Raw genomic sequence first — 26,138 nt, forward strand, 5'->3', positions numbered from 1 at the left:
TATGAAATTGGCCTAAATTTACTAGCTGATAAGTTAACCAACTCAATTCGGACAAAAATTGTCTTAAATTTTTGTTGTTTAAGATTGAGAATAATAATATTAATCTGAAATGCTAGAGCTTAAAAACGAAAAAGTAGCTATTCCTGTAGTACTGTTAGCTGGTATTTTATGGTCTTTTGGACCTTTAGTTGTAAGACATATTGACCAACCCGAATTGGTTCCATGGCAATATCTTTTAGGAAGAGGTGTTACAATTTTTTTAATACTAAACTTATATTTATTTTTTGAAGAAGGATTGTCATTTTACAAAAATTATAAAAAGGTAGGGGTGTCAGGATTAATTGGGAGCGCTGGGCTGGGTATTGCCATGATCACGTTTATTTGGTCCATTACTAACACATCTGCTGCAATAACTTTGTTGTGTTTAGCAGCCATGCCTTTCATTACTGCATTTTTAGGTTTCTTATTTTTAAAAGAAAAAATTTCAACTAACGTTTGGATAGCAATAATTATTGCTGCTATTGGTATAATAATAATAGCATTCGGCAATACTAACAAAGGTTCAATTTTTGGTCTTTTGTTTGGTATTTTATCTGCAGTAGGTTTTTCAGTTTTTTCTGTGTCTCTAAGATGGAGACCTGAAACTCCAAAATTTACAACTGTTGCAATTGCTGGATTGATTTGTGCAATAGTTTCAATAGTAATACTGGTTGAGACTGACAGTAGTTTAATTTCTTCAAGCCGTAACCAAGGCTTGTTTTCAGTTCACGGCACTTTAGTTTGTGTGGGATTAATTCTTTATTCATTAGGTTCTAAAATGATACCAGCCGCAGAACTTACACTATTGTCTCTAACAGAGGTAATTGGTGGAATTTTTTGGGTTTGGTTACCAATATTAGGAATTAATGAAGTTCCTACTAATAACACAATTATAGGCGGCTTTTTAATTTTTATCTCAATAATTTATTATAGTTTAATTATAAAAAACAATAGAAGATTTATTGCATTAAACTAAATGACAAATAAAAAAATTGTTAATAGTTGGAATGAGTGGGATCCACTTAAGCACGTAATTGTTGGAAAGGCAGACGGTTGTTGCATACCAGCACCAGAGCCAGCTCTTGATGCAAAGGTTCCAGAAGATTCAGATATGAAAGGTCAACACGGTCCACGAACAAAAGATACAGTTGATAAAGCTAATCAACTTTTAAATGACTTCGCTTCCTTATTAGAAAAAAGAGGAATTAAAGTTGATAGACCTGTTCCTTTAAATCATAATCAAAAAATTTCTACACCAGATTGGGAAGTTGAAAGTATGTTTGGTTGTATGCCTGCAAGGGACATAATTTTGACTGTTGGAAACGAAATGTTAGAGGCAACAATGAGTTATAGGTGTAGATGGTTTGAATATTTAAATTATAGACCGCTAATTAAAAAATATTATGATCAAGATAAAAATATGAGACACGAGTCAGCACCAAAACCAAGACTTACAGATGTAGATTATAGAAAGGATTATTTATCTGATAAGATTGGTGTAAAAAAACGTCTTGAATGGACTGAAAAAAAGTTTTTTGTTACTACAGAGGAAGAACCATTATTCGACGCTGCAGATATATTACGATTTGGTAAGGATTTAATTGTCCAACATGGTTTTACCACAAACTTAAGTGGAATTGATTGGTTAAGAAGACATTTTAAAAATCACAGAGTTCATGCCGTGAATTTTCCAGGCGATCCATATCCAATTCATATTGATGCAACTTTCACACCTGTCACAGAAGGTATAATTATTAATAATCCTCAAAGAAAGCTACCAACTTCACAAAGAAAACTTTTTGAGGATAATGGATGGAAAATATTAGACTCAGCTCAACCAGCTCACAATACTCCACCTCCATTATGCTATTCCTCAGTTTGGCTTTCAATGAATGTGCTCGTGTTAGATCCAAAAACAGTTTGTGTTGAAAAAAGTGAAGTTTACCAAGCTGATCAGTTGGATAAACTAGGTTTAGAAGTTGTGCCAGTAGATTTAAGAGATGCTTATGCCTTTGGTGGTGGTCTTCACTGTTGTACTGCAGATGTATATAGAGAAGGTGATTTAAAAGATTATTTTCCGAAACAATAATTAATTCTTAGAAGAATTTTCAACATCAAGAGCTTCTAACTGCTGAGTAACTTCATCACTGTTATCAGAGTAGCTTGCATCATTACTTTTTTTGTTACTTTCTCTCATTCTCAATCTTTGTTCTTTTAATTTTTCTTGTTCTTCTCTAGCTTTTTGCTCACGATCAAATTTTTCTTCCCATTCTTTTAATCTAAGTGCTTCAATATTTCTTTGCTCTTGCTCTTTTTGATCTCTAATTTTTTGTTCTCTTCTTTTTCTTCTTGTTTCTTTTAATTCTTTTTCTTTTTGCTCGTCCTCTCTTACTTTTAAATCAATATCTTTACGATTTTGTTCATCAGATCTTATTTGAAGTTCTTTTTCTTTCTTTTTAAGTTCTAAATCTTTATTTTTTTGCTCTTCACTTTTAAATTTTAAATTTAATTCTTTTTCTTTTAATGAATTTTCTTTATTTTTTAATTCATTGTCTTTTAATTCTAATTCTCTTTCTTTAAGTTTTAAGTTTTCAAATTTTATCTGTAATTTTTCTTCTTGTTTTCTAAAGTTATCTTCTTTAGCTCGTAATTCTTTTTTTTCTAAACTAAGTTTACTAAATTCCTGTTTTTTTAAATCTTTCTCCAACTGTTGTTGCTTAAGTTTTTGATTATTTTTGTATTCTTTTATTGCACTTGAAGTAAAACTCGCGAGCCTTGTAAACGCTCCGTGTTCAATTTTTTTTCTTTTTTTTCTCTTAGGCATTTTTTTTTGTGCACATTTAAGCAAATAAAGTTAAATTCAACAAGATTAAATTTATTTTATTGTTTAATTTGAGTTACAACCAAGAATAGAAACAATTATTTTATTTTTTCAGGCTCCTCAATAGGCTCTGTTGTAGGGTTTAATTCCATTCCAACAGGAGTAATCGTAGTAGGAACAGCAACAAACTGTGAGTCAGGATTTTCCTCAGATGGTCTAATTTTCATTCTATAAACAGCAAAAACACCTATTAAACAGTGGAATATAATAAGAAATACAAAAAATCCATTATTACCAACTAAATCCATAAGCAAAGAACATAAAAATGGTCCACTGATCGCTCCTAAACCAAAGGCAAATTGCAAACCTGCTCCTGCAGCAACAAACTTATCTCTAGTTATAAAGTCATTGGTATGTGCAAGTATCAAAGAAAACATTGGTAAGCTACATACAGAAAAGGCTATTAAAAAAATATAAAACCAAAGCTTTGAAGACCCCAAACCATCTGGTAAATACATTGTCCCAACTGAAAAGATTGCAAAGAAAGCAAATAATGCAGCTCCGAAAGTTGAATAAATAATAACTTTTCTTCTATCAAATTTATCTGAAATGTAGCCCACAGGATATTGAGAAATAGCACCTGAAATTGCCAACATAAAAGTAACTAAAGATATATCAAATATACTAAAATTCATTGAAGCTGCATAAACTGCCAACAAGGTAAACAATGCTGATTGAATAGTTCCATAAAGAACAGAACTCACCATTCCAAGGGGTGATGATGAATACAATTCTTTTAAACTCATACTTTTTATTTTCTTAAAAGTTGGCGGCTTTCTTTTTGTCAATAAAATAGGCAGAAGGGCTAATGACATTAGAACGGATATTAAAATAAAAGGCTGAAAATTCTCGGGACTACTAAAATTTAATAAAAACATTCCTGATCCCATAGATCCATATAAAATAATCATATAAATAGATAAAACTTTACCTCTATTTTTATTACTTGATCTATCGTTCAACCAGCTCTCGGCAATCGTATAAATTGAAACCATTGAGTATCCTGTAACTACTCTTAATAAGAACCAAGTTAAGGGATTTACAAAAACTGAGTGAACTAGTATGGCAAGTGAAGCTACAGATGCAAAAGCAGCAAACACCCTTATATGACCAACACCTGATATAACTGAAGGAACGGTTCTAGCACCTATAAAGTAACCTACAAAATAGCCAGACATCATGAATCCAGTTGAGGCAAGGCTAAACTCTTCAATAACTGCTCTAACTCCCAATAAAGCATTTTGATAACCATAGGCTAGCATAATCGCACCCATACCCAAAAATAATGCCCAAGAATTTTTAAATACTTTATTCATAAATTGGCAGCTTCTTATTTCTGATTTGAGACTAAATCAAGAAATTATTATGACAAACTTATGACTTTTTTAATTTTAAGAAAGAGTGGGTAGCTATCGTTAGTACAATTATAGCACCCCCTACGATTGTTTCAGGTGTAGGCTGTTCTTTGATAATAAGCCAGACCCAAATCGGACCTATTATAGTTTCTAACAAAAAAAATAAGTTTACCTCGGCTGCTGTTATAAACCTAGGTGCTATAGTAACAAGAACGAATGGTATAGCCACACACATTACACACATTAAAGGAACAATATAAATATCGTTATTATTCAGAGAATAATCTTTTACAAAAAGCATTGCAAAAAGCGCTATGATCAACTTTCCAACCACTGCAGAGGGAACCAGGTTTAATTTTTTTGCTGATCTAATTATAACAGCACCCACTGCTAGACCTATGGCAGCAACAAATCCTAAAATATCACCAAAAAAATTTCCTAACTTGATTGAGTCGTAAAAAATATACAGTGCAGCAAAAAAAGTTATAAAAATTGCTACCCAGGTTTTTTTATCGGGATTTTCTTTAAGGAAAAATGATCCAAGAATGGCAGACAACATTGGAGCTGTAGCAATCATTATCAAAGTATTAGCGACATTTGTATTTTGAATCGAAACGACAAAAGCAATATTAGTTACTGAAAAAGTTAAAACATAAGCTAAACCATAATAGCTATTTGACCTTAACAAATTAAAAAATTTTAATCTGTAAATTAAAAGCATTCCAATAAAAACTAAAATAAACGGTATAATGCCTCTATAAAAAACCAAACTCCAAGTTTCAACATTAGATAGTCTAATAAATAAAGAGTCTGGTGTTATAAACATCACAGCCACAAAAGCCATCAAAGACCCTTTTTTTTGATCTGATAAACTTTTCATATCGAAACTTTTAAATTTATTTTAATAGTGGGAGTAAGGTTTTCTTGAAAAAATTTTTCTTACCAATGGTTCAAATTCCTTTAAACTCATTGACTTGTAATTAGGATCGAATGAACACTGATCATACTTTTCACAAAAGTTTATTGTATCTTGATAATACTTGTGATCTTTATATTTTTCTCTTTTAAATCTATCAGCTCCAAGATGGTGTGCATAATAATACATTTGGAACTCACCATGTTTTTCAATAATCCAATGAGTTTTTTCAGATACATAAGGTTTTAATACTGATGCCGCATACTCTGAGTGGTTTAAAGGAGCTAATTCATCTCCAATATCATGCAATAAACACGCAACAACCATCTCTTCACTTTCATTATTTCTAAAAGCTCTCGTAGCACTCTGCAAGGAATGCTCTAATCTCGTGATTTTATAACCTTCTAAAGTTGAGGTCATTCTAGACAAAAAATTTAGTATTCTTTCAGCCGTCTCACCAACATATTCTCTTTCTAATTTATCCAGAAAAACATAGTCCTCTTTGGAGCCATTTTTCATTTCAGTAAAGTTAACTTTTTTCATACCTAATTATTAGACTTTGTACTCAATAAAGACAACTGTGTCACTTTATTATCACCTAAGTCATCAATTAATTTAACAGGATAATCACCTGTAAAATAGTGGTCAGTCAATTGCGGGTATGTAGAGTTTCTTTTTTCATAACCCATTGCTCTATATAAACCATCAACACTTAAAAACTTTAAAGATTTTGCATCTATATATTTGCAAATTTCTTCATTGGTTTTATTAGCTGCTAAAAGCTCCTTTTTTGTGGGTGTATCAACACCATAGAAGTCCGGAAATCTAATTTCAGGTGATGCAATTCTAACATGCACTTCTTTTGCCCCAAAGTCATATAACATTTTTACTATTTTATGTGAGGTCGTACCCCTTACTAAAGAGTCATCAACTAAAACAATTTTTTTATTTTTGATAGTAGATTTATTTGCATTTAATTTTAATCTAACTCCAAGGCTTCTTATCTTTTGAGCTGGCTCAATAAAAGTTCTTCCCACATAATGATTTCTTATTAAACCGAGATCAAAATTAATTTTTTCATGTTGGCTATAACCGATAGCTGCAGCGTTCCCCGAGTCTGGAACAGGAACTACTAAATCAGCATCAATACTCGTTTCTTTTGCAAGCTCTACACCAAAATTTTTTCTATACTCATAGGCACATTTTCCATTTAAAATACTATCTGGTCTTGAAAAATAGATATATTCAAAAACACACGGCCTAATTTTTTTTAATGGAAACGGTTTCAAACTAATAAGTTTTTTATTTTCAACATAAACTATTTCACCATTTTCTACGTCTCTTACATATTTAGCCCCTATAATATCTAATGCACAAGTTTCGGAGGCAAAAACATAAGAGTCTTTTAGTTTTCCTATAACCAAAGGTCTTATTCCAAAAGGGTCTCTTACCCCGATAAGCAAATCTCTTGCTAACATCACAAGAGCATAACCTCCTTGTATTTGAAACAAAGCATCAATAATTTTATCTATAACTTTTCCTCTTTTTGATCTTGCAATTAACTGAACGATTGTTTCAGTATCAGACGTAGTATAAAAAATTGCACCATCTTCGACTAGTTTTCTTCTAAGAGTTATTGCATTTGTAAGATTACCATTATGAGCTACTCCAATTCCTCCAGTATTAGTGTCTGCGTAAAAAGGTTGAATGTTTCTTAACGTTGTACCTCCAGTGGTACTGTATCTATTGTGAGCAATAGCAAAACTACCTGGTAAAGATTTTAAAACTTCTTCTTTATTAAAATTATCACCGACTAATCCAAATCTTTTTTCTGAGTGATACTTCTTTCCGTCAAAGGTTACGACTCCACAACCTTCTTGCCCTCTATGTTGTAAAGCATGTAAACCAAGTGTAGAAAGTGTTGATGCATCTTGATTGTCGCTTATACCAAAAACACCACATTCCTCTTTAAGTTTTGGTTTAAAGTTCTTGAACTTTTTCTTTAGTATCTTGGTAATTTTCTTCATTCGGGAATTCTTTTATTAAATAATTGCTTCCCTTGAGAACATAAGGAAAGCTTATTGATTGGTCAAGATTTATTGGCCACTTATTATGATTATATATGATGTCTATTGTTGCAAAAATACATACCGAAATAACGTAAGCTCTTAAAAATCCAAAAAAGAATCCAAATATTTTATCTAAAGTACCAATTCCCGAGTAACTTACTGCTTTACTGATTCCTTTATTAATCATTAATACAATGAATAAAACAATTATAAAAATACTTAAACCAAGCATAATATCTAAAACATATTCATTATCTAAAATGCCCTCAACAAAAGGTTTGGCTTTTGGAAATAAGTAAAGAGCAACAACGTATGAGAACAACCACTTACTAGCTGACAAAACACTTAAAACAAAACCTTTAGAGGAACATTTGATTAAAGATAATACAGTTAAGGCAAGATATATAAGGTCGAACAATTGAAGTTTATCAAAAAAATTCAAAAACTGATCAAACATTTAATCTTTTTTCAAAAGGCTGTATGTGCAAAATTAAACTAGGTAATAAAGTAAGTACAAGTATCATTGCTAAGAACATTGCAATTCCAGTAAAGACACCAAAATAAATTGTAGGAATGAAATTTGAAAGAACAAGTATTGAAAAACCAAAGATAATAGTAATTGATGTGTTTAATATTGCTACACCCACAGTTGAGTGACATAATCGTATTGACTCTTCATAGTTATTATTTTTTTCATATTCCTCTTGGAAACGGTAGATATAGTGAATACTGTTATCAACAGCGATCCCTATCGTTATAGCGGCTATAGTTATTGTCATCATATCAAGTGGGATACCCAGCACTCCTATTAGGCCTAAAATTGAAAATGCTGCAATGAAATTTGGAATAACACCGATTAAAGAAATCTTTAAATTTCTAAATAAAACTAAGAACATTGCCATTATTCCACACATGACAAGGCCCAAAGTTAATATTTGAGATTTGAATAAACTTTGCAAAAGATTATTAAATAAAATTAATACACCACCCAATTTAAATTCTTCTTTACTTAAACCAATTTCATTTTGCATGTCAAAATTAATCTTCTTAATTAAATCATTCCTCCTTAAATCATTCGATGAGTCTTTAATTCTCAAACTAATTCTTGCTTCATCATCTTTAATTGAAATATAAGGATCAATAATTTCACTTTTAACTGTTTCAGGAATTTTACTATATAAGACGCCCATCTCTAAAGTTCCTAATTCTTTATTATTATTTAACTTTGTAGCTACCTGAATAATTGATGAAAATGACAGTACTTTTCCAACGTGTTCTGTATTTTCTAAATAATTATGTACTTTATTAATCTTATCGATTTTATCTTTTGTAAACCAATACTTACTTTCATCACCCCCTTCATCATCCCAATCCTTAAACTCATCTTCATCTTCATCAGTTTGATTATTTTTTTTGCCAGAAAATTTTAAAATAATTTCCAAAGGTGTTGTTCCACCTAGTTTTTCATCAATTAATTTCATTCCTTGATAAATTTCAGTATCTTTACTAAAATAATTGATGAAACTATTTTCAACTTTTAATTTTGATATTCCAAAAATACTAAAAATAATTAAAAAAGTTGAAACGATAAATACTAAATTTGTTTTTTCTATTGAAAGTTTAGAAAGTGGATTTGTTAAAAAAGATAAAGATTTTTCATGAATATCAATTTCTTTTGAATAGAAAATTCCTAGCAGGGCAGGAATTAAAGTGAAAGTGATTAAAAACGAGGTAATCAATCCATAAGTCATCATCCAACCAAAATCAATAATTGGTTTAATACCACTAAAAATTAGAGATAGAAAAGCACAAATTGTTGTTAACACAGTATAAAGTATAGGCCAAACCATCTTAGAGGTAGCAATTTTTAATACTTCATAATTATTTAGATCTAAATGAGTTTTAGCTAGTTGAATATATCTGGTGCTTAAGTGAATGTTCATAGCCATTGTAAGTATCAACATCATAGCTATAAAGTTTGATGAAATAACTGTGACTTTCCAATTCATTAGACCTAAAAATCCAATCATTATTATTACTGCAAAAAAACAACTAGAAATTGGAATTGCAATCCAAAGAACTTTTCTAAAAACAAACCACAAAGTAATAACAATAAAAGCAAAAACACCAATACCAAACACGATTATATCTTTCTTAATAAATGTCATCATGTCATCCGCAATCATAGGTATTCCACCTAAATGAATTTTTCCTATATCTTTGAATGAGTCAATCACCTCTCTTATTTCTTTGATATTTTCGTGATTTTCTGATTTTAGTTTATCTTTATATTTCTCAAATTCTTTTTCATTATCAAATGCAGAAGACTCTAAAATCTTTTTTCTTTTTAAGTTAACTATGATACCTGTCGTTGTAGCATCTTCACTTATAACTAAGTTTTTAAAAACTGGACTGTTTAAAATTTCATTAAATGCTCTGTCTTTATTTATATTTTCGTCCTTTAAAGTTCTAAAATTTTTGATACGGTCCATAAGTGGCTCGTCAGAACTTTCAAGTAAAGGCACATCTAATATTGTTACGACGCTATAAACCCAATCTAAGCTCTGTATTTTATATTTTAAACTAAGAATATTGTTAATCGAACTTTCAGAAGTCAAAGCCTCTTTTGGTGTAAAGGTGAGAACTAAAAAGTCTTTTGATTTATATCTTTTATTTATTTCCTTTAAGTATTCTAAATCAGGATCTCCCTCTATCAATAAAGTCTCTGAGGATGCATCTAATCTAAAATCTTTTGTATTAATTAAAAAAAAGGAGGTAATCAAAATTAAAGCTAAAAAAACTACACGTGGTTTTTTTAAAATTAAAGATTGATATAGATTTGAAAACATTACTAAATATATAACTTATATTTAATTATTTGTAACATCCTTAAATTTTGTGAACATTTCCTCAAATTCAAGAGTAATGTTGCCTGTTGGCCCGTGTCTTTGTTTACCAATTATAAGTTCTGCCAAATGTGAGACTTCATTCATTTTAGCTTGCCATTCAGCATGCTCCACTGTTGCTGGTCTAGGTTCCTTACTTCTTAAATAATAAGACTCTCTATATACAAACATTACAACATCAGCGTCTTGTTCAATTGAGCCAGACTCTCTTAAATCAGATAATAGTGGTTTTTTATCATCTCTCTGCTCTACTGCTCTAGATAGTTGGGATAAAGCGAGAACAGGAACTGCCAATTCTTTCGCTAAAGCTTTTAGCCCTTGAGTTATTTCTGAAATTTCCTGAACCCTACCTTCTTTATAGTTTGATGCCCTCATTAATTGAATATAATCAACCACAACCATATCCAGTCCGTAAAGCCTTTTTATTCGTCTTGCTCTATTAGATAATGCGGCTACACTTATTGCTGGCGTTTCGTCTATATAAAGTGGTAGTTCAGAAATATTTTTTGAGGTTTCTAAAAATTGTTCAAATTGCTCTTCAGTTATTTTTCCTCTCCTTATATCATTTGATTTAATTCTTGATTGTTCTGCTAGAATTCGAGTAGAAAGCTGCTCAGATGACATTTCTAAAGAAAAAAAAGCAATACAAGATTTTTTTCCATTAGATTGAATACTTTGTGCAGCGTTAAAAGCAATATTAGTCGCTAAAGCAGTTTTACCCATTGCTGGTCTACCAGCTATTATTATAAGATCTGATTTATGTAAACCACCTAATCGATCATCAACATCTTTTAAACCAGTAGGAACACCAACAATACCCTCTTCATTTTTGTAAGCGCTTGAAGCCATATCTATAGTTTGTCTGATTGCTTCATCAAACTTTATTATTGAATTATGGAGATTTCCTTTTTCAGCTAAATCATAAAGTGTTTTTTCAGAGTTTTCAATTATTGATTTACCAGTTATGTTTATATCATTAAGTTTTGCTGTATCGATAATATTTTCAGAAATCTTAATCAATTCTCTTCTTACAAAAGTATCATATATTATTTTTGAGTATTCTATCGCTTGTCTTGAAGAAGTAGAAAATTTTGTAATTTTGATAAGGTATTCTGGTACGTTAAGTTCATCTTCATCGTTTTCAAAATAATTTTTCAAAGTAATTGGATTTGCCAACAAACCTTTAAAAATTAAATTTTGAATTGATAAAAAAATTTTTTGATGCAAGGGGTCATAAAAATTTTTTTCTGATACAATTCCAGTAATTTCGTCAAATATTTCATTTTGAGTTAGAATAGAACCCAAAACAGATTGCTCAGCTTCAATATTATTAGGCAGTTCTTTGAATTTACTTTTGATTATACTTAAATTATTGGTCACTTATAAAGTATATAGATATCTCAAAAAAAAAATATAACTAATATCTTTTGGGGAAAAAATTGTATAAAATTATTTGTTGTCTTCTTCAGCAAGAACTTTAATTATAATTTCTGCTTGAACTTCTGGGTGAAGATTGAGTTTTACTTTAAATTGGCCAACAGATTTTATTTCTTTCAAAGGTTGTATTTGCGATGGTTTTATTTCAAAGTCGTTAATCTGTTTTATCAATTTTGATATTTCAGTAGGTTTGATTGAACCGTATAATTCTTTATTTTCAGTAATCAATTTTTTAATTTCAAAACTTTTATTATTTAATTTGTCAAAAATTTGCTTCGCATTTTTTTTTCTTTCAAGATCTTTTTTATTTAAATCAGTCTTAATTTTTTCCACCTCTTTAATATTGTCTTTTGAAGCATATAATGCTTTTTTATTGGAAATCAAAAAGTTTCTAGCAAAGCCTCTTTTTACATTTATGATATCTCCAATAGATCCAATTTTTGCTATATTTTCAAGAAGTATTACTTTCATATTCTTTAATTTATATTAAAGCTAAATTTCTCGCTCTTTTTATTGATAGAGATAATTCACGCTGTTTTTTTTGAGATATGTTTGTTATTCTTGAAGGAAGTATTTTGCCATTTTCAGAAACATATCTTTTTAATAACTTAACATTTTTGTAGTCAACCTTAGGAGCATTTTTTACCGATAACGGGCAACTTCTTTTAAATTTATATTTATTAGGTTGAAAAATACTTAATTTAGAAAAATTATTTGTCTTTCCTTTCTTTGAGTTATTTCTTCTATTTTTCATTTATATTTTTAACCTTATTTTTTTTTTCAATATCTTTCTCCTCTTTTGAAAAATAATTCTCTTTTAAATCAAATTTCTTAACTTTTATTGTAACAAATCTAAGTAGATTTTTGTCAATTCTCTCGTTTTTTTCTAATTCTTTTATTAGAATTCCATCTCCTTTAATTTTGAAATGGATGTAATTACCTTTTTTATTTTTTTTGATTAGATATGACAAATTCAGCAAACCCCAATCTTGTGTTTGAACTAAATCCCCTTTATTTTGTTCAATGATTTTTGAGTATTTTTCTTTAATATTTTTAATTTGTGCAGGGGTAGTATCCTGTCTAGCAATAATAGTGTGTTCGTATAGGTTCATTATTTAAATGTATATATAAAAAAAATGGATATACTATTATAATAGTTTTATTACAAGACAAAAATTATTAGAAAAAATATGTTTTCAGTTGTTTTCCCAGGGCAAGGCTCTCAAAAGATAGGAATGATTAAAGATTTATATTCAAAATTTGATACTATAAAACAATTATTTAATGATGCTGACGATATACTCGAAATACCTTTAAAAGAAATTATATTTGATGGTCCTGATACAAAACTTAATTCTACTGAGAATACTCAACCAGCAATTTTTCTTGTTAGTTATTGTATCTTCCAAATCGCTAAGAAAGAATTCAACATCAATTTAAGCAAGGCAAAATTTTTTGCAGGCCATTCTTTAGGAGAATATTCGGCATTAGCATGTGCCGATTCCTTGAGTTTCGAGGAAACCCTTAAAATATTAAAAAAAAGAGGAAAATTTATGCAAGAAGCTATGCCTGACAATCAAGGTGCCATGTTAGCAGTATTAGGCACAGGTGCAAGCGCAGTTGAAGAAATTTTATATAAAAAAAAAAATGAATACGAATGTTTTATAGCAAATGATAATTCAACTCAACAAGTTGTTGTCAGTGGGTTAGATAAAGATATAGATTTATTTTCTAATGATTTGAGCTCAAAAAAAATAAAGAACATCAAATTAAATGTGAGTGCGCCTTTTCATTGTAAATATATGAGAAATGCTTCAGACAAAATGAAAAATTTTATAGACGAATTAAATATGAAAAGTCCTAATGTGCCCATAGTTTCAAATGTTACAGCGAAAGAGGTGATTTCACCCAATGAAATTAAAACTCTTCTTATCTCTCAAATAGAAGAAAAAGTTAGATGGCTAGAAAGTGTAAATTATATGATTAAAATGGGTGTTAAAAATTTTATAGAAATAGGACCTGGAAAAGTGTTATCAGGTTTAATTAAAAGAATTAATAAAGATGTAAAAGTAATATCTATTAATTGTGAGGAAGATATTATAAATTTAAAAAATGATTAACTTAAAAAATAAAAAGGTTGTCCTTACAGGAGCAACAGGAGGAATTGGAAATTCTATTGCTGAAATTTTCATTAATCAAGACGCAATATTATTAGGTACCGGAACAAATGATGAAAGACTTGAAAATTTAAAAAAAGATTTTCAAAAAATTATTATTAAAAAATTCGATATTTCAAAACATCAAGATATTGAAGCGTTTGTAGAAGATGCATGTAATGAACTAGATGGCGCACCTGATGTTTTGATAAATAACGCAGGTATTACGAGAGATAACTTATCTTTAAGAATGACTATAGATGAATGGAGTAAAGTCATTAACACAAATTTAACTTCAACTTTTTTATTATGTAAATTTTTTCTAAAAAAAATGATAAAAAAAAAATATGGTAAAATTATAAATATTACTTCCGTAGTAGGGCACACAGGAAATGTGGGCCAGGCAAATTATTCGGCATCAAAGTCAGGTATTATTGGCATGAGCAAAAGTTTATCAATAGAATATGCCAAAAAGAACATTAACATTAATTGTGTTTCCCCAGGCTTTATTCAGACTAAGATGACAGATAAAATTGATCCAAAATTTAAAGAAGTTATTTTATCGAAAATTCCCTCTAATAAATTGGGTCAGCCCTCAGATGTAGCAAATGTCGTGGCTTTTTTATCTTCAGATATGTCAAATTATATCACTGGAGAAACAATCCATGTTAATGGAGGCATGTATTTAGGTTGACAAAAGTTGTATTTTAATTATTAAGAAAAAATCAAACAAAGGATCAAAATGGCAGATGATATATCAGGAAAAGTTAAAAAGATTGTTGCAGACCACTTAGGTATTGATGAAGCTAAAGTAACAGATGAGGCTAGCTTTATTGATGATCTAGGAGCTGACAGTTTAGATACTGTTGAATTGGTAATGGCCTTCGAAGAAGAATTTGGCTCAGAGATTTCAGACAGTGAAGCAGAGAAAATTCTAACAGTTGGTGATGCAATTAAATTTATAGAAAATAAAAGTAATTAATATTTAAATGCCCTTAAAGAACGAAGGGATAATGATTGTTCTTTCATCCCCCTCTGGGGCGGGGAAAACAACCTTAGTCAAACTTTTATCAGAACGTGAGGGTTTTACTATATCTATATCTCACACAACTAGAACTCCTAGATCTAATGAGATCAATGGTAAAGACTACCATTTCATAAGCAAGGAGGAGTTCACAAATATGATAAATAAAAAAGAGTTTTTAGAATACGCAGAGGTTTTTCAAAATTATTACGGAACATCAAGATCAAATATTTTCACAGAATTAAACAAAGGTACAAACATCATTTTTGATATTGACTGGCAAGGCACTGCTCAAATCGTATCTAAAAAGTTAGAGCAAAAATTAATTACTTTTTTTATTTTACCCCCAAGTAGAGAAATATTATTTAGAAGACTGTCGAACAGAGATATGAAAGATAAGTTGATTGCCGAGGAAAGAATGAAAGAATTTGACAAAGATATATTACACTGGAAAAATTATGACTATGTTATTATTAATAATGATCTTGAGTTGTGTTACAAGCAAATTTTAAAACATATAAACGACGAAATTAACGGCTTAAAAAAAGGTTACGATATCAAATTCATAGAAAAACATATAAAACGATTAATGCAATAATTTTTCATAGTCTTTCACAATACCCAAATATTTTTCCACATTTATATTCTGCGGTCTATCTGAAGGAGCAAGATGATATTTTTCAAAATTAAATTTATGATTTTTAAATAAAATATTTATTGGTTTTTTTATCATTTTTCTTCTTTGATTAAAAAAAACTTTTGTTACTTTTTCAATATTTTTTGGATCTTTAAATTTATATATATTTTTTTTTGGCAAAAACTCTAGAACTGTACTTTTAATTTTTGGTTTAGGATAAAAGCACTCTGGGCTCACATCGCAAATTTTTTTTATATTAAACTTCCAATTTGATATTATTGTTATACGACTAAATTCTTTTGTATTTACTTCCGCAGTTATTCTGTCGGCAACTTCTTTTTGAAACATTAATATTAATTTACTGGTGTTTAGATTTTGATTTAAACACCAATTTGATAAAATTTTTGTAGAAATATTATAAGGAAGATTCCCTATTATTAATAATTTTTTATTTTCATAGAAATTTTGTGGAACTTTAAGAATATCTTTTGATATTACTGTAACTTTTTCTTTAAAATAATTGTTGATCTTTTGAGATAAAGAAAAATCTTTTTCTATAACATAGACCTTTTTTGGATTCTGATCTACTATATAACGAGTAAGGTTCCCCGTTCCAGGTCCTACTTCCAATACCTCATCATTTGATCTAATTGATGCCGCGTGAATTATTTTTTTTAAAATATTTTTATCATGTAAAAAGTTTTGTCCTAAACTTTTTTTTGGTTTATTTAACATGATGTTTTATGAATTTAAATGCCTCAACTATACTATCAACTTTAGATTTATTCATTCCATACATTTCAAAATTTGGACCATGGTCAGGAGTAATTCTAACAAAGGGTAAACCTACTGTAATATTTATAGCTTTAAAATTGAATATAGTTTTCATTGGCGCAAGGACCTGATCGTGATACATTCCAACAATCACATCGAATTTAATTCTATTTGATTTAATAAAAATAGTGTCGGCTGAAAATGGTCCTTTTACTTTAATATTTCTTTTTTTTAAAATCTTTAGGGCAGGTATAATTTCTTTTTTTTCAACATTTTTCCCCTCAAATGTTTCACAATGAGGGTTTAAACCTGTTACCCCTATCTTAGGCCTATAACCTAAATATTTTTTATAAAAAAAATTTAATTGAGTTAACTTTGAGATGATTATTTTTTTTTTAATATTTCTACTAACTTTATTTATTGGCATATGAGTTGTGATTGGGCAAACACTCAGATAGGGGTTATAAATTAACATGGTCACGTTTTTCGATTTTGTTTTCTCAGCCAAAAACTCTGTAACTCCAGGATAATCTCCTTTGAAAAAATCTTTTTTTGATAAAGGTCCATTGATTAGAATTGAACCTAAGTTTTTTTGTAATATATCTATTGCTGCCATAAAGGCTTTTTTTATATAGTTATTTTTTTCTTTTAAAGTTAAATTGTTTCTTCTTATTGGAATATCATGTAAATAAATTTTATTCTTCTTAAGTTTTTCTAAATTTTTTTTAATTAATTTAAAGTCGAGCTTCTTTTTAAATTTTTTCATTTCACTTAAAATTATTTTTTTTGAACAAATAAGTAAAATTGGTAAATTAGTTTTTTTTAATTTTTTATTATTTAAAACTTTTAATAATATTTCTATAAATGTACTTTTTGGATCACCGCAAACTATTATAATAAATTTATTTTTCATTTATTTCAGTGTTATTAAAAACTCTTTTATAATGGAGTGTTGAAAATCTGGTAAGTTGTATTTCCCGCTCAAACTCAATTCTTTTTTGTAATTGTTCTTCTTTATTTATTTCTTGAGTTTCAATTTTAATATCATTTAATTTTAGTATCATGAAACCACCTCCCGCATTCATCGGATTTGTATATTCTCCTATATTTAAATCGTTTATTTGATCTTTAAAATTTTTTGATAGTTGATCTTTAAAAATCCAACCTAAATTCCCACCATTTTTTTTACTGCTTGATAGGCTGTATAATCTTGCAGTTTCATTAAATCCAATACTTGAGATACTTTCTTTAATTTCATTAAATTTTTTTTCAAGTTCACTTTTATCATTAACTGTAAATATTATTTCAGAAAGAAGAACACTCTCCACTTCAGTAATTGATGATTTTTCCTCCAGTTCTTGTTTTAATCTTTCCTGATTTATGCTTATTTGATTTTTAAATTTATTAACAATTAAATCATTCCAAGCAATTTCTATAGCAATTTTATCTTTCACTCTTTCTAAAGTTACATCGTTATTTTGAAGATAATTTTCAAATTCAGCTTTACCTGATATTCCTATACTTAAATAAATATCTTTAATGACTTTATCAAGCAAATTTTCATTTGGTGTAATTTCGTAATATCTCTCAATTTCAATTTTTTTTACTATTTCATTTATTAAGGAGTCTTTTGCATATTGTGTAATCTGATTTTCACTAAGTTTTTTTATGTTAGGATTTAAAGCTATAAGATATTTCTCTTCATTTTTTATGTCAACGTTCGTAATAATATTCTTGTTGACTTTGGCAACTATAAATACCTCACTTAAAGAATAATTTGAAAAAATAAAACTTAGAAATACAAAAACTAATATTCTCCAATTATATTTTTTTTTCATTATTTCACACTCGGTGTATCTATCGTAGTAAAAGGCACTATTGAAATTGAAAAGAAAATTTCTTCTGTTGGTTTAAGCTCGTTATCAGAATAGTAATCTTTATTGTATTGAATAGCTGCTTTTAGACAGTCATTTTTATATTCATACATTAAGTTATAGAATTCAGTAAAATCAGTTTTTTTATTTCTTCTTGTTCTATACTTTAAAGAATTAGATTTAGTAAAATTATATCCTGTTTCATTTGAAATATAACTCTCACTTCCTATTTCATCATCCTCTTGAAGAAATTCGAATGATGTTACAAACTTATTTACAGTGATTGCTGTTTTTAATAAATTATAATTCGTAGACTCAAAATCGTTGTCCATTGAAAAATTATAATCAACTTTAAAGTTATTGTTAGGCTCAAATATAAGCGATCCAATAATATCAGAACCCTTGTTATTTATCGTTGATTGACTAGGTAAATTTATCTCCGATTTATCTCTCAACACAGTTGCTAGTCCTCCAATAAGGATATCGTTGTTTTTAGCTTTATTTCTTAATCTGTATTCAGTACCAAAAGTAACTGATTGTCCACCTTCAACTGAGTCGTTTAAACTTAGTCTATTTTGAGTAAAAATATTGTTTATATCAATAATTCTGTCCAGACTTTTATTATCTTTGTTGGAGTTAGGACTGTACATTATGGATCCCTTTGCAGTTAAAAAACTGTCAAAAAATTCTCCATTTTTTTTCATGGGGTAAGATATATCATATAAAATTGATCCATAATTTTCCGAACTAAACTCGTTTTTGTAATCAGAGGAATTTTCTCCTTCTGCAGTAACATTTTTAAATAATAAGTTTAATTTATTAACAAAACCAAGATTTGAAATTTTAGAGGTTGATTGAAATTGTAGATCATTAATCAAAACTTTTTCAAAAATATTTGTATTATAATTTTTATAAAAACCATTAGAAATTAAATCTAAATCTCCATCAAATTTGGTTTGTATATTTTTTGAAAAACTATAGCTAGGAAAAAGAAATTCAAATTTGTCACTAGATTTAGTTTTAGTTAAATCTTCATAAGCTTGGAGTTTAATCTCAACGTCAAGATCACTTCTGTTAGCATTAAATGCTAAAAAAGACTTTAAAAGAGAAAAACTTTCTGTAATTCCAGACTCAATTTTATGAGATTTGAGATATGTATCGCTTGAAGTTGTTTCTAAATTAAACTCTATTTCACTTGTATCAAAATTTTCCATATTAAGTTTTGCTTTAGTATTTGAAAAGAAGTGAGTTTTAGAATCTGAATTTTTCTTTTTTAAACTAAAATCAGATATGTGTTCTGAATTCTTATTCACTTGACGGTATTCATTTTGAAAAAGAGCTTCATTGTTTGAAAAAATCCTTGGTGAAAATGTTAAATCTTTATTATCTGAAATTACTTTATAGTAAGGGAGCTTAAACGACATGCCCAAGCTAGATGAGTCTATCACCTGTGGAATTAAGAAACCAGATTGTCTTTTAACGCTTGGATCAGGATGAAAAAATTTCGGAAAGTATAATACAGGCATATCGTAAATTTCAAGCCATGCATCTTTATAATTTATTGTTTTTTTATTTTTATCATGCCTAATTTCTTTAGCTTTCATTTGCCAAGGCGGACAATCGTCATTTTTTTTGCAGGTTGTAAAAACACCTTTCTTTATCAAGGTTGTTTTTCCATCACTAAATATATAATTTCCTTTTAATCTTGGATCATTTTCAGAATTACCAAAGCTACCTTCAAAAAAATCAATTTTAACACCATCACCAATAAATTGGTTGTTTAAAAGATCAATAATTGCATTATCAAAATTATAGGAGTTTTTTTCAGCATCTACTAAATTTACATTTTTTGTTTTAAGCAGTTTATCATCAATTAGGTATTTAAGATTTTGTACTTTAATTGTGTTTCCGACACTATCCTTTAATAAAGCCTCACCACTAACTAAAATTTCTGCATTATTTTTAAGAAATATAATTTCTTCAGTTAAAAGCTCATATAAATTATCAAATATTATTTTGACATTCCCAGAAGATATAATCTTTTCAATATTCTTATCATAATAAATTTTGTCACTTTTAATTGAAAGTTTGTTTATTGTATCTTTAGCTAAAATATCTCCCTCAGCATTTAAAATATTTTTTTCTTTATTGTATCTCATTTGATTTGCATCAATAATTATGTTGTTTCCTGAGAGAATTTTCACCCCATCTTTTGCGATAACAATTTTATCCTTATCTATTATTTCTAGAGAGGAAGCCTCAAATTTCAGTTCATCTCCATATGAATGAAAATAAATATTCAAATTTAGAACAAAAATTAGAATTAAAAAAAATATATTATTTTTCATTTATTCTTACCAAACTAATTATTGAAGCTATTGAAATCATTAAAAGAGGCACCCAAATTGAGACAAAAACTGGTACTTGTTCATTTTTTCCGAGCTCTTCAAAAAAGAAACTGATATAATAAATAATAACCGATATAAGTATCCCAAAAATAAGGTGGAAGATTTTTGACCTATTCTGTTTGATGTTCATCATTATTGTTGAAGCCAAAATCGTCATAATCATTAGATAAAAAGGAAATGAAGCAATTTTTTGAATTGCAGAATTTACTTCAATTGACGAATAATTGATATCCTCATATTTCTTCTTAAGATTGGCTAATTCGATGATTGATAAGGAGGTTAAATTTGAGAATAAAGAATTAACATCATTAGAGTCTATATTTGTAACTAATTCCAGCGTATCAACTTTTATATTAGATTTACTTTCGGTATTTACTATAGCTTCTTCAATTATCCAAATTTTGTTTTTAATCAATGTTTTTTTGCTAGTTATATTTTTTATAAAATTAAAATTTTTATCAAACTGGACAATATCCACATTTTGAAGGTAGTCACCTTTTAGAACCTCAGCATTAATTATATTTGTGACTCCTTCTTTTTCATCTTTAATCCAAATACCGTTCTCAGTAATTACTGCCAAATACTTATTATCTTTAGCGTATGAATTTTTAATATTTAAATAAGAGTGCTTTAGGTTAGAAGATAAATTATAAAATATTGTTACAATTAATAATCCTATTAAAAAACTTAAAATAGCAAGCAATTTAATTATTCTTGTATTACTTAATCCAAAGTTCTTAAATGCAATATTTTCATTTTGTTCTATTAATTTTATAAAAAAAAATTGGGTTGTGATTAAAAAAATAAATGGAAATATCTCAAAGATGATCGATGGAATATTTAAGATAGTTAAAAAAACTGGAATTGATATCGATACATTTAAATCTTTAAAAAAATTAATTTCTTCAAAAATATTTAATATAAATGCCAAACCAACAAAAATTGATACTGTTTTTATGAACGATAACAAAAAAGATTTACTTATATAATTCTGAAAAGTTTTAATTATCATCGAGTGGCTGCCATTGATTGTCTAGAAAACATAATGCGAAATATTAAAAATAATATCAAGGGTACACTTATTATAATTGAACTTTGATTTATATCTGATGAAAAAAACTTCATTAGTATTTCTGAAATTGAAATTAAAATTATACCTAAAGCAAATATCTTAATTTTATATTTTGAATATCCTGAAGAATTTTTTGTTTTTATAATTAATAAACAAGAAATCAATCCTAACAAAGGTATATACAAAGATTTAAAAATTCTACTCAAAACCTCTTGTGCAATATTATCTAGTGGTTTCTTGGCATTTGAACATTGAAATTTAAATAAATTCTTATCTTGGAGTAATTCAGTTGATCTTTTGTCTTCAGAGGAAAATAAACACCTCGATAACGAAAAAATATTTATCTCTTGTAATTTTGGGTATTTTGTAGTTTTTGAATTATATTGAGACAAATTTATCTGTGTCTTATTAAAATTAAAAATTGTTGTTTTACCTTTATTTATATTTAATATTTTTCCATCATTTAAGACTAGAATTTTTTGATTATTCGCTTCAGAAAAAAAACCTTTTTTGGCATATATTATTCTGGAGTCTGATTTATTATATTCATCTTTAATAACTATATTTTCAAAATTATCTTGATCGTTTTTGTCTTCTACGTATATCGTAAGTCTCTCTACTGTATCCATAAATTTTTTTGGTTTCATTAAAGATGGTAGAAAATCTATGTTTGACTGCCTAATATATGATCTTGCCTTATCTTGGGTGAAGGGAACAACAAAACTACTCATTAAGAGATGTAAAATTAAAAATATGAAAGAGTACTTTATCACCACATTCAAAAACTCATTTTTTTTTATCCCATTTGACCAAAAAATTAGAATTTGATTTTGATCCTCATATTTTGAAAGAACAAAGAATACAGAAAAGAAAAACATGAAAGGAAGTAATTCATTGAAAATTTTTGGTAAACTTAAAACTGTGTATAAAAAATAAATTTTAAATCCATGACCGTCTTCAGTGACAAAGCCCAGGTAGTTTACAGCCTGAATTACCCAAACAATAAGTGCGACAGAACTACAAGAAAGTAAAAAAAATATTGTTGTTTCGCTTAAAAAGTTTTTAAAAATAATTTTTTTCATTGAAATTCTATAAAATAAACATATACACGTTTTGGTAGAAAAATGAATAAAAAATTATGATTATAAAAGATAGCTTCTCAAAACTTACAAATATCTCAAAACTTACTGGATGTATCGCCTTTTTTATTAATGAAAAGTCAGAAATAATTCATTTAAAAAAGTACATAAGTTCTTCAGACTATAAAAATTTATCTGTGCTTTTAAAAAATAAAAATAAAAAAAAAGATTTATTGTCTTTTGATCTGAACCCAAATCAAAAAATAATTTTGATTTATTTAAAAAAAGGTCAGAAACCAAATGAAATAGAGAAAAGTGGAGCTAAGCTAACTGATTTTTTAAATAGCGAGGGGACAGAGGTTGTTCATATTGTATCCGACACAATTTCTGTAAATTTTAAGCCAGATGTTATTTATGAGTTTTTACATGGAATGAGATTAAAGGCATATTCTTTTGACAGATATAAATCGAAAAAGAATTCAAATACTCTTAAAGTAAATATTACCTCGTCAAAAAAATTTAATAAAAAAATTTACGATAAATTTAAAGCGATAGAATTAGGAGTAAACTACACAAAAGATTTAGTGTCTGAACCTGGAAATATATTGCACCCAGATGAATACGCCAAAAGACTAACACAGTTAAAAAAAATTGGTCTTAAAGTTTCTGTTTATAATGAAAAGCAATTAAAAAAAATGGGTTGCAACGCATTAGTTGGTGTCGGTCAAGGGAGCATTAGAGGCTCTTATCTAGTAACTCTTGAATGGAGAGGAAAAAAATCAAATTCAAAACCATTAGCTTTTGTTGGTAAAGGAGTTTGTTTTGACACTGGAGGAATATCTTTAAAACCCGCTAGGTTTATGGAAGATATGACTTACGACATGGCCGGCTCAGCTGTGGTAGTGGGTCTTATGAAAAATTTAGCTCTTAGAAAATCAAAAGTTAATGCGGTTGGTGTTGTTGGATTAGTAGAAAATATGCCAGGTGGTAACGCACAAAGGCCTGGGGATATTGTCAAATCATATAGCGGAAAAACAATTGAAGTATTAAATACTGATGCAGAGGGAAGATTAGTTTTAGCAGACGCAATAACTTTTACAGAAAAAAAATTTAAACCTAATTTAATTATTGACTTAGCGACACTTACAGGTGCAATAGTGGTTGCTTTAGGATCTGAATATGCTGGATTATTTTCTAATAATGATAATTTATCTAGGCAAATTCATGCAGCTGGTGAAAAAGTTGAGGAAAAAGCATGGAGACTACCATTACACCCTAATTATGATAAACTTATGAATTCCAAAAATGCAGACATGCAGAATATTAACTATGTTGGTGGAGCAGGATCGACTACTGCAGCCCAGTTTTTGCAAAGATTTATTTTAAACAAAACACCTTGGGCTCACTTAGATATAGCAGGGATGGCTTTTTCAAAATATGCCGGAGCCCTTAATTCAAGCGGAGCAACAGGTTATGGTGTAAGATTGTTAAATAAATTTATTGAGGATAACTATGAGTAAAGTTGAACAAACTCTTTCATTGATTAAACCTGATGCAGTTGAAAGAAATTTAGAAGAAGAGATAAAACAATTTTTTATTAAATCTGGTTTTAAAATTACCAAACAAAAAAAAGTAAAATTAGAAAAAAAAGATGCTGAAATTTTTTATAAAGTACATGAAACAAAACCTTTTTATAATGATCTTTGTGAATATCTTTCGTCTGGGCCTATTGTTGCAATGATACTTGAAAAGGTTGATGCAGTTTCTGAAAATCGAAAAGTTATGGGAGCAACTGATCCTAATAAAGCAGACGAAGGAACAATACGAAAAAAATATGGATTATCCATTGATAAAAATTCAGTTCATGGTTCAGACAGTATTGAAAACGCCAATAAAGAAATTAATTTTTTTTTTAAGACCTAACTAGTTTTTCTATAACTAGAGGATAAAGTTTATTCTCTTCTTTAAGCACCCTTTTTTCCAATTTTTTTAAAGAATCTTTTTTTAAAATTTTTACCTTTTTTTTTGCAATGATCTTACCAGAGTCCAACTTTTTACTAACATAATGTATCGTGCATCCTGAAAATTTTTCTTTAGCTTTTAAAGCTCTTATGTGTGTGTTGAGACCTTTGTACTTTGGTAATAAAGATGGATGAATATTAATTATTTTATTCTTAAAAAAATTAATAAAATACGGACTTAAAATTTTCATAAATCCTGCTAAACAAATAAATTTTATATTTTTATTAATGAGAATTTTTGCTAATTTTTTTTGTTCAGTTTTTAAAAATGATCGAGAAAGAATTTTAGTTAAAATCTTATTTTTTTTTGCAATTTTAAGTCCATCAGCATTCTTTTTATTGCTTATTACATATGCAACTTTATAATTACATTTTTTCTTCTTTGACCTTAAAATTAGAGCTTTAAGATTTGTTCCCCTCCCAGAGATAAACACTGCAATATTAGCCTTTTTTTTAATCACATTACCAGCGTATATTGTTAGTATATTTTACTTTACTTTTGTTTTTAATGATTTCTCCAATTATGTAGGGGCGGTATTGACTTGGAAAAAACTTTAAAATTTTATGAAAATTATTTTTTTTAATGATTAAACAAAAACCTACACCACAATTAAAAGTTTTGAGCATTTCTTTTTCAGAAACACCACTTTTGTTGATCCAACTAAAAATTTTATAAGTTTTTATTTTGTCTAAATCTATTCTTGCACAAAGATTTTTTGGTATTACTCTTTCAATATTGTCACCAATGCCTCCACCTGTTATATTTGCACATCCATTAATTAGTTTTCTATCAAGCAAACTCATAATTTCTTTTACATAAATTTTAGTGGGTTTTAATATTTCATTCCGCAAAAATTTATTTTTTTTAATATTGATTTTCTTTTTTTTTAAAACTTCTCTAAGTAAGGAGAATCCATTTGAATGAAGTCCACTAGAAGGTATTGCTAAAATCAAATTATTTTCTTTTATATTTTCCTTCTTTAACACATTATTTTTGTTTACAAGTCCTACAGAAAATCCAGCCAAATCAAATTTATTTTTAGAGTAGGTTCCTGGCATTTCAGCTGTTTCTCCGCCCACTAATTGACAGTCACTCATTTTGCAACCTTCATGTATACCTTTAATGATATTTTTTAATTTTGTTAAATTTATTTTATCAATTGAAATATAGTCTAAGAAAAAAAGTGGTTTTGCTCCAAGTACCAGAATATCATTTACACACATTGCAACCAAATCTATTCCAATTGTATTAAACTTATTTAAAATATTTGCTATTTCAAGTTTGGTTCCAACACCATCAGTGCTACTTACCAATAAAGGATTATTAAATTTTTTTGGAATTTCGTTTATTGAACCAAAACTACCTATATTTTTAAATTTTTTTTTAGAATTTCCTTTTTTGGTTAATTTAGATATATATTTAATGAATTGATTAGATGCATTTATGTTTACTCCGCTTTTTTGATATGTAAATTTATATTTTTTCATAA

At 28.1% G+C, this 26,138-nt stretch carries 27 protein-coding genes; 8 read left to right on the plus strand and 19 right to left on the minus strand.

Annotated elements, in window-relative coordinates; translation table 11 throughout:
- The first annotated feature begins 109 nt into the window (after window positions 1-109).
- The gene (locus tag AMN84_RS00385) at window positions 110-1,015 is read left to right on the plus strand and encodes a DMT family transporter (protein ID WP_075482359.1); all 906 of its coding nucleotides are present in this window, start codon (window positions 110-112) and stop codon (window positions 1,013-1,015) included.
- Window positions 1,016-2,128 carry a serine/threonine protein kinase gene (locus AMN84_RS00390; RefSeq protein WP_075482361.1) on the plus strand — a complete coding sequence of 371 codons (1,113 nt, stop codon included), beginning with the start codon at window positions 1,016-1,018 and terminating at the stop codon, window positions 2,126-2,128.
- Here AMN84_RS00390 and AMN84_RS00395 read toward each other — a convergent pair whose 3' ends face one another.
- From AMN84_RS00395 to rpsF, 11 genes are all read right to left on the minus strand, one after another.
- Entirely contained in the window at window positions 2,129-2,863 is a 735-nt protein-coding gene (locus AMN84_RS00395; RefSeq protein ID WP_143755520.1) for a hypothetical protein, read from the minus strand.
- A 95-nt stretch (window positions 2,864-2,958) separates the two neighbouring features.
- Window positions 2,959-4,236: an MFS transporter gene (locus tag AMN84_RS00400; protein ID WP_075482365.1), complete on the minus strand. Its 1,278-nt coding sequence runs from the start codon at window positions 4,234-4,236 to the stop codon at window positions 2,959-2,961.
- Window positions 4,237-4,294: 58 nt separating this feature from the next.
- Entirely contained in the window at window positions 4,295-5,155 is an 861-nt protein-coding gene (locus AMN84_RS00405; RefSeq protein WP_075482367.1) for a DMT family transporter, read from the minus strand.
- A 21-nt stretch (window positions 5,156-5,176) separates the two neighbouring features.
- Window positions 5,177-5,734: an HD domain-containing protein gene (locus AMN84_RS00410; RefSeq protein ID WP_075482369.1), complete on the minus strand. Its 558-nt coding sequence runs from the start codon at window positions 5,732-5,734 to the stop codon at window positions 5,177-5,179.
- A 2-nt stretch (window positions 5,735-5,736) separates the two neighbouring features.
- A complete protein-coding gene (gene purF / locus AMN84_RS00415; protein WP_075482371.1) occupies window positions 5,737-7,218 on the minus strand; it encodes an amidophosphoribosyltransferase in 1,482 nt (493 codons plus the stop codon).
- A complete protein-coding gene (locus AMN84_RS00420) occupies window positions 7,172-7,717 on the minus strand; it encodes a CvpA family protein (protein ID WP_075482373.1) in 546 nt (181 codons plus the stop codon). Before AMN84_RS00420 ends, purF begins: the two co-directional genes overlap by 47 nt.
- Window positions 7,710-10,109 carry an efflux RND transporter permease subunit gene (locus AMN84_RS00425; protein ID WP_075482375.1) on the minus strand — a complete coding sequence of 800 codons (2,400 nt, stop codon included), beginning with the start codon at window positions 10,107-10,109 and terminating at the stop codon, window positions 7,710-7,712. Before AMN84_RS00425 ends, AMN84_RS00420 begins: the two co-directional genes overlap by 8 nt.
- A gap of 21 nt (window positions 10,110-10,130) precedes the next feature.
- On the minus strand, window positions 10,131-11,546 hold the full coding sequence (locus AMN84_RS00430) for a replicative DNA helicase (RefSeq protein ID WP_075482377.1): 1,416 nt from the start codon (window positions 11,544-11,546) through the stop codon (window positions 10,131-10,133).
- A 69-nt stretch (window positions 11,547-11,615) separates the two neighbouring features.
- A complete protein-coding gene (gene rplI / locus AMN84_RS00435) occupies window positions 11,616-12,074 on the minus strand; it encodes a 50S ribosomal protein L9 (protein WP_075482379.1) in 459 nt (152 codons plus the stop codon).
- Window positions 12,075-12,084: 10 nt separating this feature from the next.
- Window positions 12,085-12,357, minus strand: a complete 273-nt coding sequence (gene rpsR, locus AMN84_RS00440; protein WP_075482381.1) for a 30S ribosomal protein S18 — start codon at window positions 12,355-12,357, stop codon at window positions 12,085-12,087.
- Entirely contained in the window at window positions 12,347-12,715 is a 369-nt protein-coding gene (gene rpsF, locus AMN84_RS00445; protein ID WP_075482383.1) for a 30S ribosomal protein S6, read from the minus strand. The genes rpsR and rpsF overlap by 11 nt, the downstream gene beginning before the upstream one ends.
- A gap of 78 nt (window positions 12,716-12,793) precedes the next feature.
- Here rpsF and fabD point away from each other — a divergent pair, with 78 nt between their 5' ends.
- From fabD to gmk, 4 genes are read left to right on the plus strand one after another with little or no spacing between them, the layout of a single operon-like run.
- Entirely contained in the window at window positions 12,794-13,723 is a 930-nt protein-coding gene (gene fabD, locus AMN84_RS00450) for an ACP S-malonyltransferase (RefSeq protein ID WP_075482385.1), read from the plus strand.
- The gene (gene fabG / locus AMN84_RS00455) at window positions 13,716-14,453 is read left to right on the plus strand and encodes a 3-oxoacyl-ACP reductase FabG (RefSeq protein WP_075482387.1); all 738 of its coding nucleotides are present in this window, start codon (window positions 13,716-13,718) and stop codon (window positions 14,451-14,453) included. Before fabD ends, fabG begins: the two co-directional genes overlap by 8 nt.
- A gap of 48 nt (window positions 14,454-14,501) precedes the next feature.
- A complete protein-coding gene (locus tag AMN84_RS00460) occupies window positions 14,502-14,741 on the plus strand; it encodes an acyl carrier protein (protein WP_075482389.1) in 240 nt (79 codons plus the stop codon).
- Window positions 14,742-14,748: 7 nt separating this feature from the next.
- Window positions 14,749-15,381, plus strand: a complete 633-nt coding sequence (gene gmk / locus AMN84_RS00465) for a guanylate kinase (protein WP_075482391.1) — start codon at window positions 14,749-14,751, stop codon at window positions 15,379-15,381.
- Here gmk and rsmA read toward each other — a convergent pair.
- Genes rsmA through AMN84_RS00495 form a run of 6 tightly spaced genes read right to left on the minus strand, consistent with a single transcriptional unit; the run spans window position 15,370 to window position 22,630 of the window.
- Window positions 15,370-16,155 (minus strand): 16S rRNA (adenine(1518)-N(6)/adenine(1519)-N(6))-dimethyltransferase RsmA, encoded by a 786-nt coding sequence (gene rsmA, locus AMN84_RS00470; protein ID WP_075482393.1) that lies wholly within the window; start codon window positions 16,153-16,155, stop codon window positions 15,370-15,372. The genes gmk and rsmA overlap by 12 nt on opposite strands.
- Entirely contained in the window at window positions 16,145-17,107 is a 963-nt protein-coding gene (locus AMN84_RS00475) for a 4-hydroxythreonine-4-phosphate dehydrogenase PdxA (RefSeq protein WP_075482395.1), read from the minus strand. The genes rsmA and AMN84_RS00475 overlap by 11 nt, the downstream gene beginning before the upstream one ends.
- A complete protein-coding gene (locus AMN84_RS00480; RefSeq protein WP_075482397.1) occupies window positions 17,097-18,032 on the minus strand; it encodes a peptidylprolyl isomerase in 936 nt (311 codons plus the stop codon). The genes AMN84_RS00475 and AMN84_RS00480 overlap by 11 nt, the downstream gene beginning before the upstream one ends.
- The gene (locus AMN84_RS00485) at window positions 18,032-20,416 is read right to left on the minus strand and encodes an LPS-assembly protein LptD (RefSeq protein ID WP_075482399.1); all 2,385 of its coding nucleotides are present in this window, start codon (window positions 20,414-20,416) and stop codon (window positions 18,032-18,034) included. Before AMN84_RS00485 ends, AMN84_RS00480 begins: the two co-directional genes overlap by 1 nt.
- Window positions 20,406-21,488, minus strand: coding sequence for an LptF/LptG family permease (locus tag AMN84_RS00490; protein WP_082254940.1), 1,083 nt, complete (start codon window positions 21,486-21,488; stop codon window positions 20,406-20,408). Before AMN84_RS00490 ends, AMN84_RS00485 begins: the two co-directional genes overlap by 11 nt.
- Window positions 21,485-22,630 (minus strand): LptF/LptG family permease, encoded by a 1,146-nt coding sequence (locus tag AMN84_RS00495; protein WP_075482401.1) that lies wholly within the window; start codon window positions 22,628-22,630, stop codon window positions 21,485-21,487. Before AMN84_RS00495 ends, AMN84_RS00490 begins: the two co-directional genes overlap by 4 nt.
- 56 nt (window positions 22,631-22,686) lie before the next feature.
- Between AMN84_RS00495 and AMN84_RS00500 the strand changes: the two genes are divergently transcribed.
- The gene (locus AMN84_RS00500) at window positions 22,687-24,147 is read left to right on the plus strand and encodes a leucyl aminopeptidase (RefSeq protein ID WP_075482403.1); all 1,461 of its coding nucleotides are present in this window, start codon (window positions 22,687-22,689) and stop codon (window positions 24,145-24,147) included.
- Entirely contained in the window at window positions 24,140-24,550 is a 411-nt protein-coding gene (gene ndk, locus AMN84_RS00505; protein WP_075482405.1) for a nucleoside-diphosphate kinase, read from the plus strand. The genes AMN84_RS00500 and ndk overlap by 8 nt, the downstream gene beginning before the upstream one ends.
- Here ndk and purN read toward each other — a convergent pair.
- Window positions 24,540-25,109, minus strand: a complete 570-nt coding sequence (gene purN, locus AMN84_RS00510; RefSeq protein ID WP_075482407.1) for a phosphoribosylglycinamide formyltransferase — start codon at window positions 25,107-25,109, stop codon at window positions 24,540-24,542. The genes ndk and purN overlap by 11 nt on opposite strands.
- 1 nt (window position 25,110) lies before the next feature.
- On the minus strand, window positions 25,111-26,136 hold the full coding sequence (gene purM / locus AMN84_RS00515; RefSeq protein ID WP_075482409.1) for a phosphoribosylformylglycinamidine cyclo-ligase: 1,026 nt from the start codon (window positions 26,134-26,136) through the stop codon (window positions 25,111-25,113).
- Between the last annotated feature and the right edge of the window lie 2 nt (window positions 26,137-26,138).

Source organism: Candidatus Pelagibacter communis, from assembly GCF_001180105.1.
In the GTDB taxonomy this organism is placed as follows: Bacteria; Pseudomonadota; Alphaproteobacteria; order Pelagibacterales; family Pelagibacteraceae; genus Pelagibacter; species Pelagibacter ubique_K.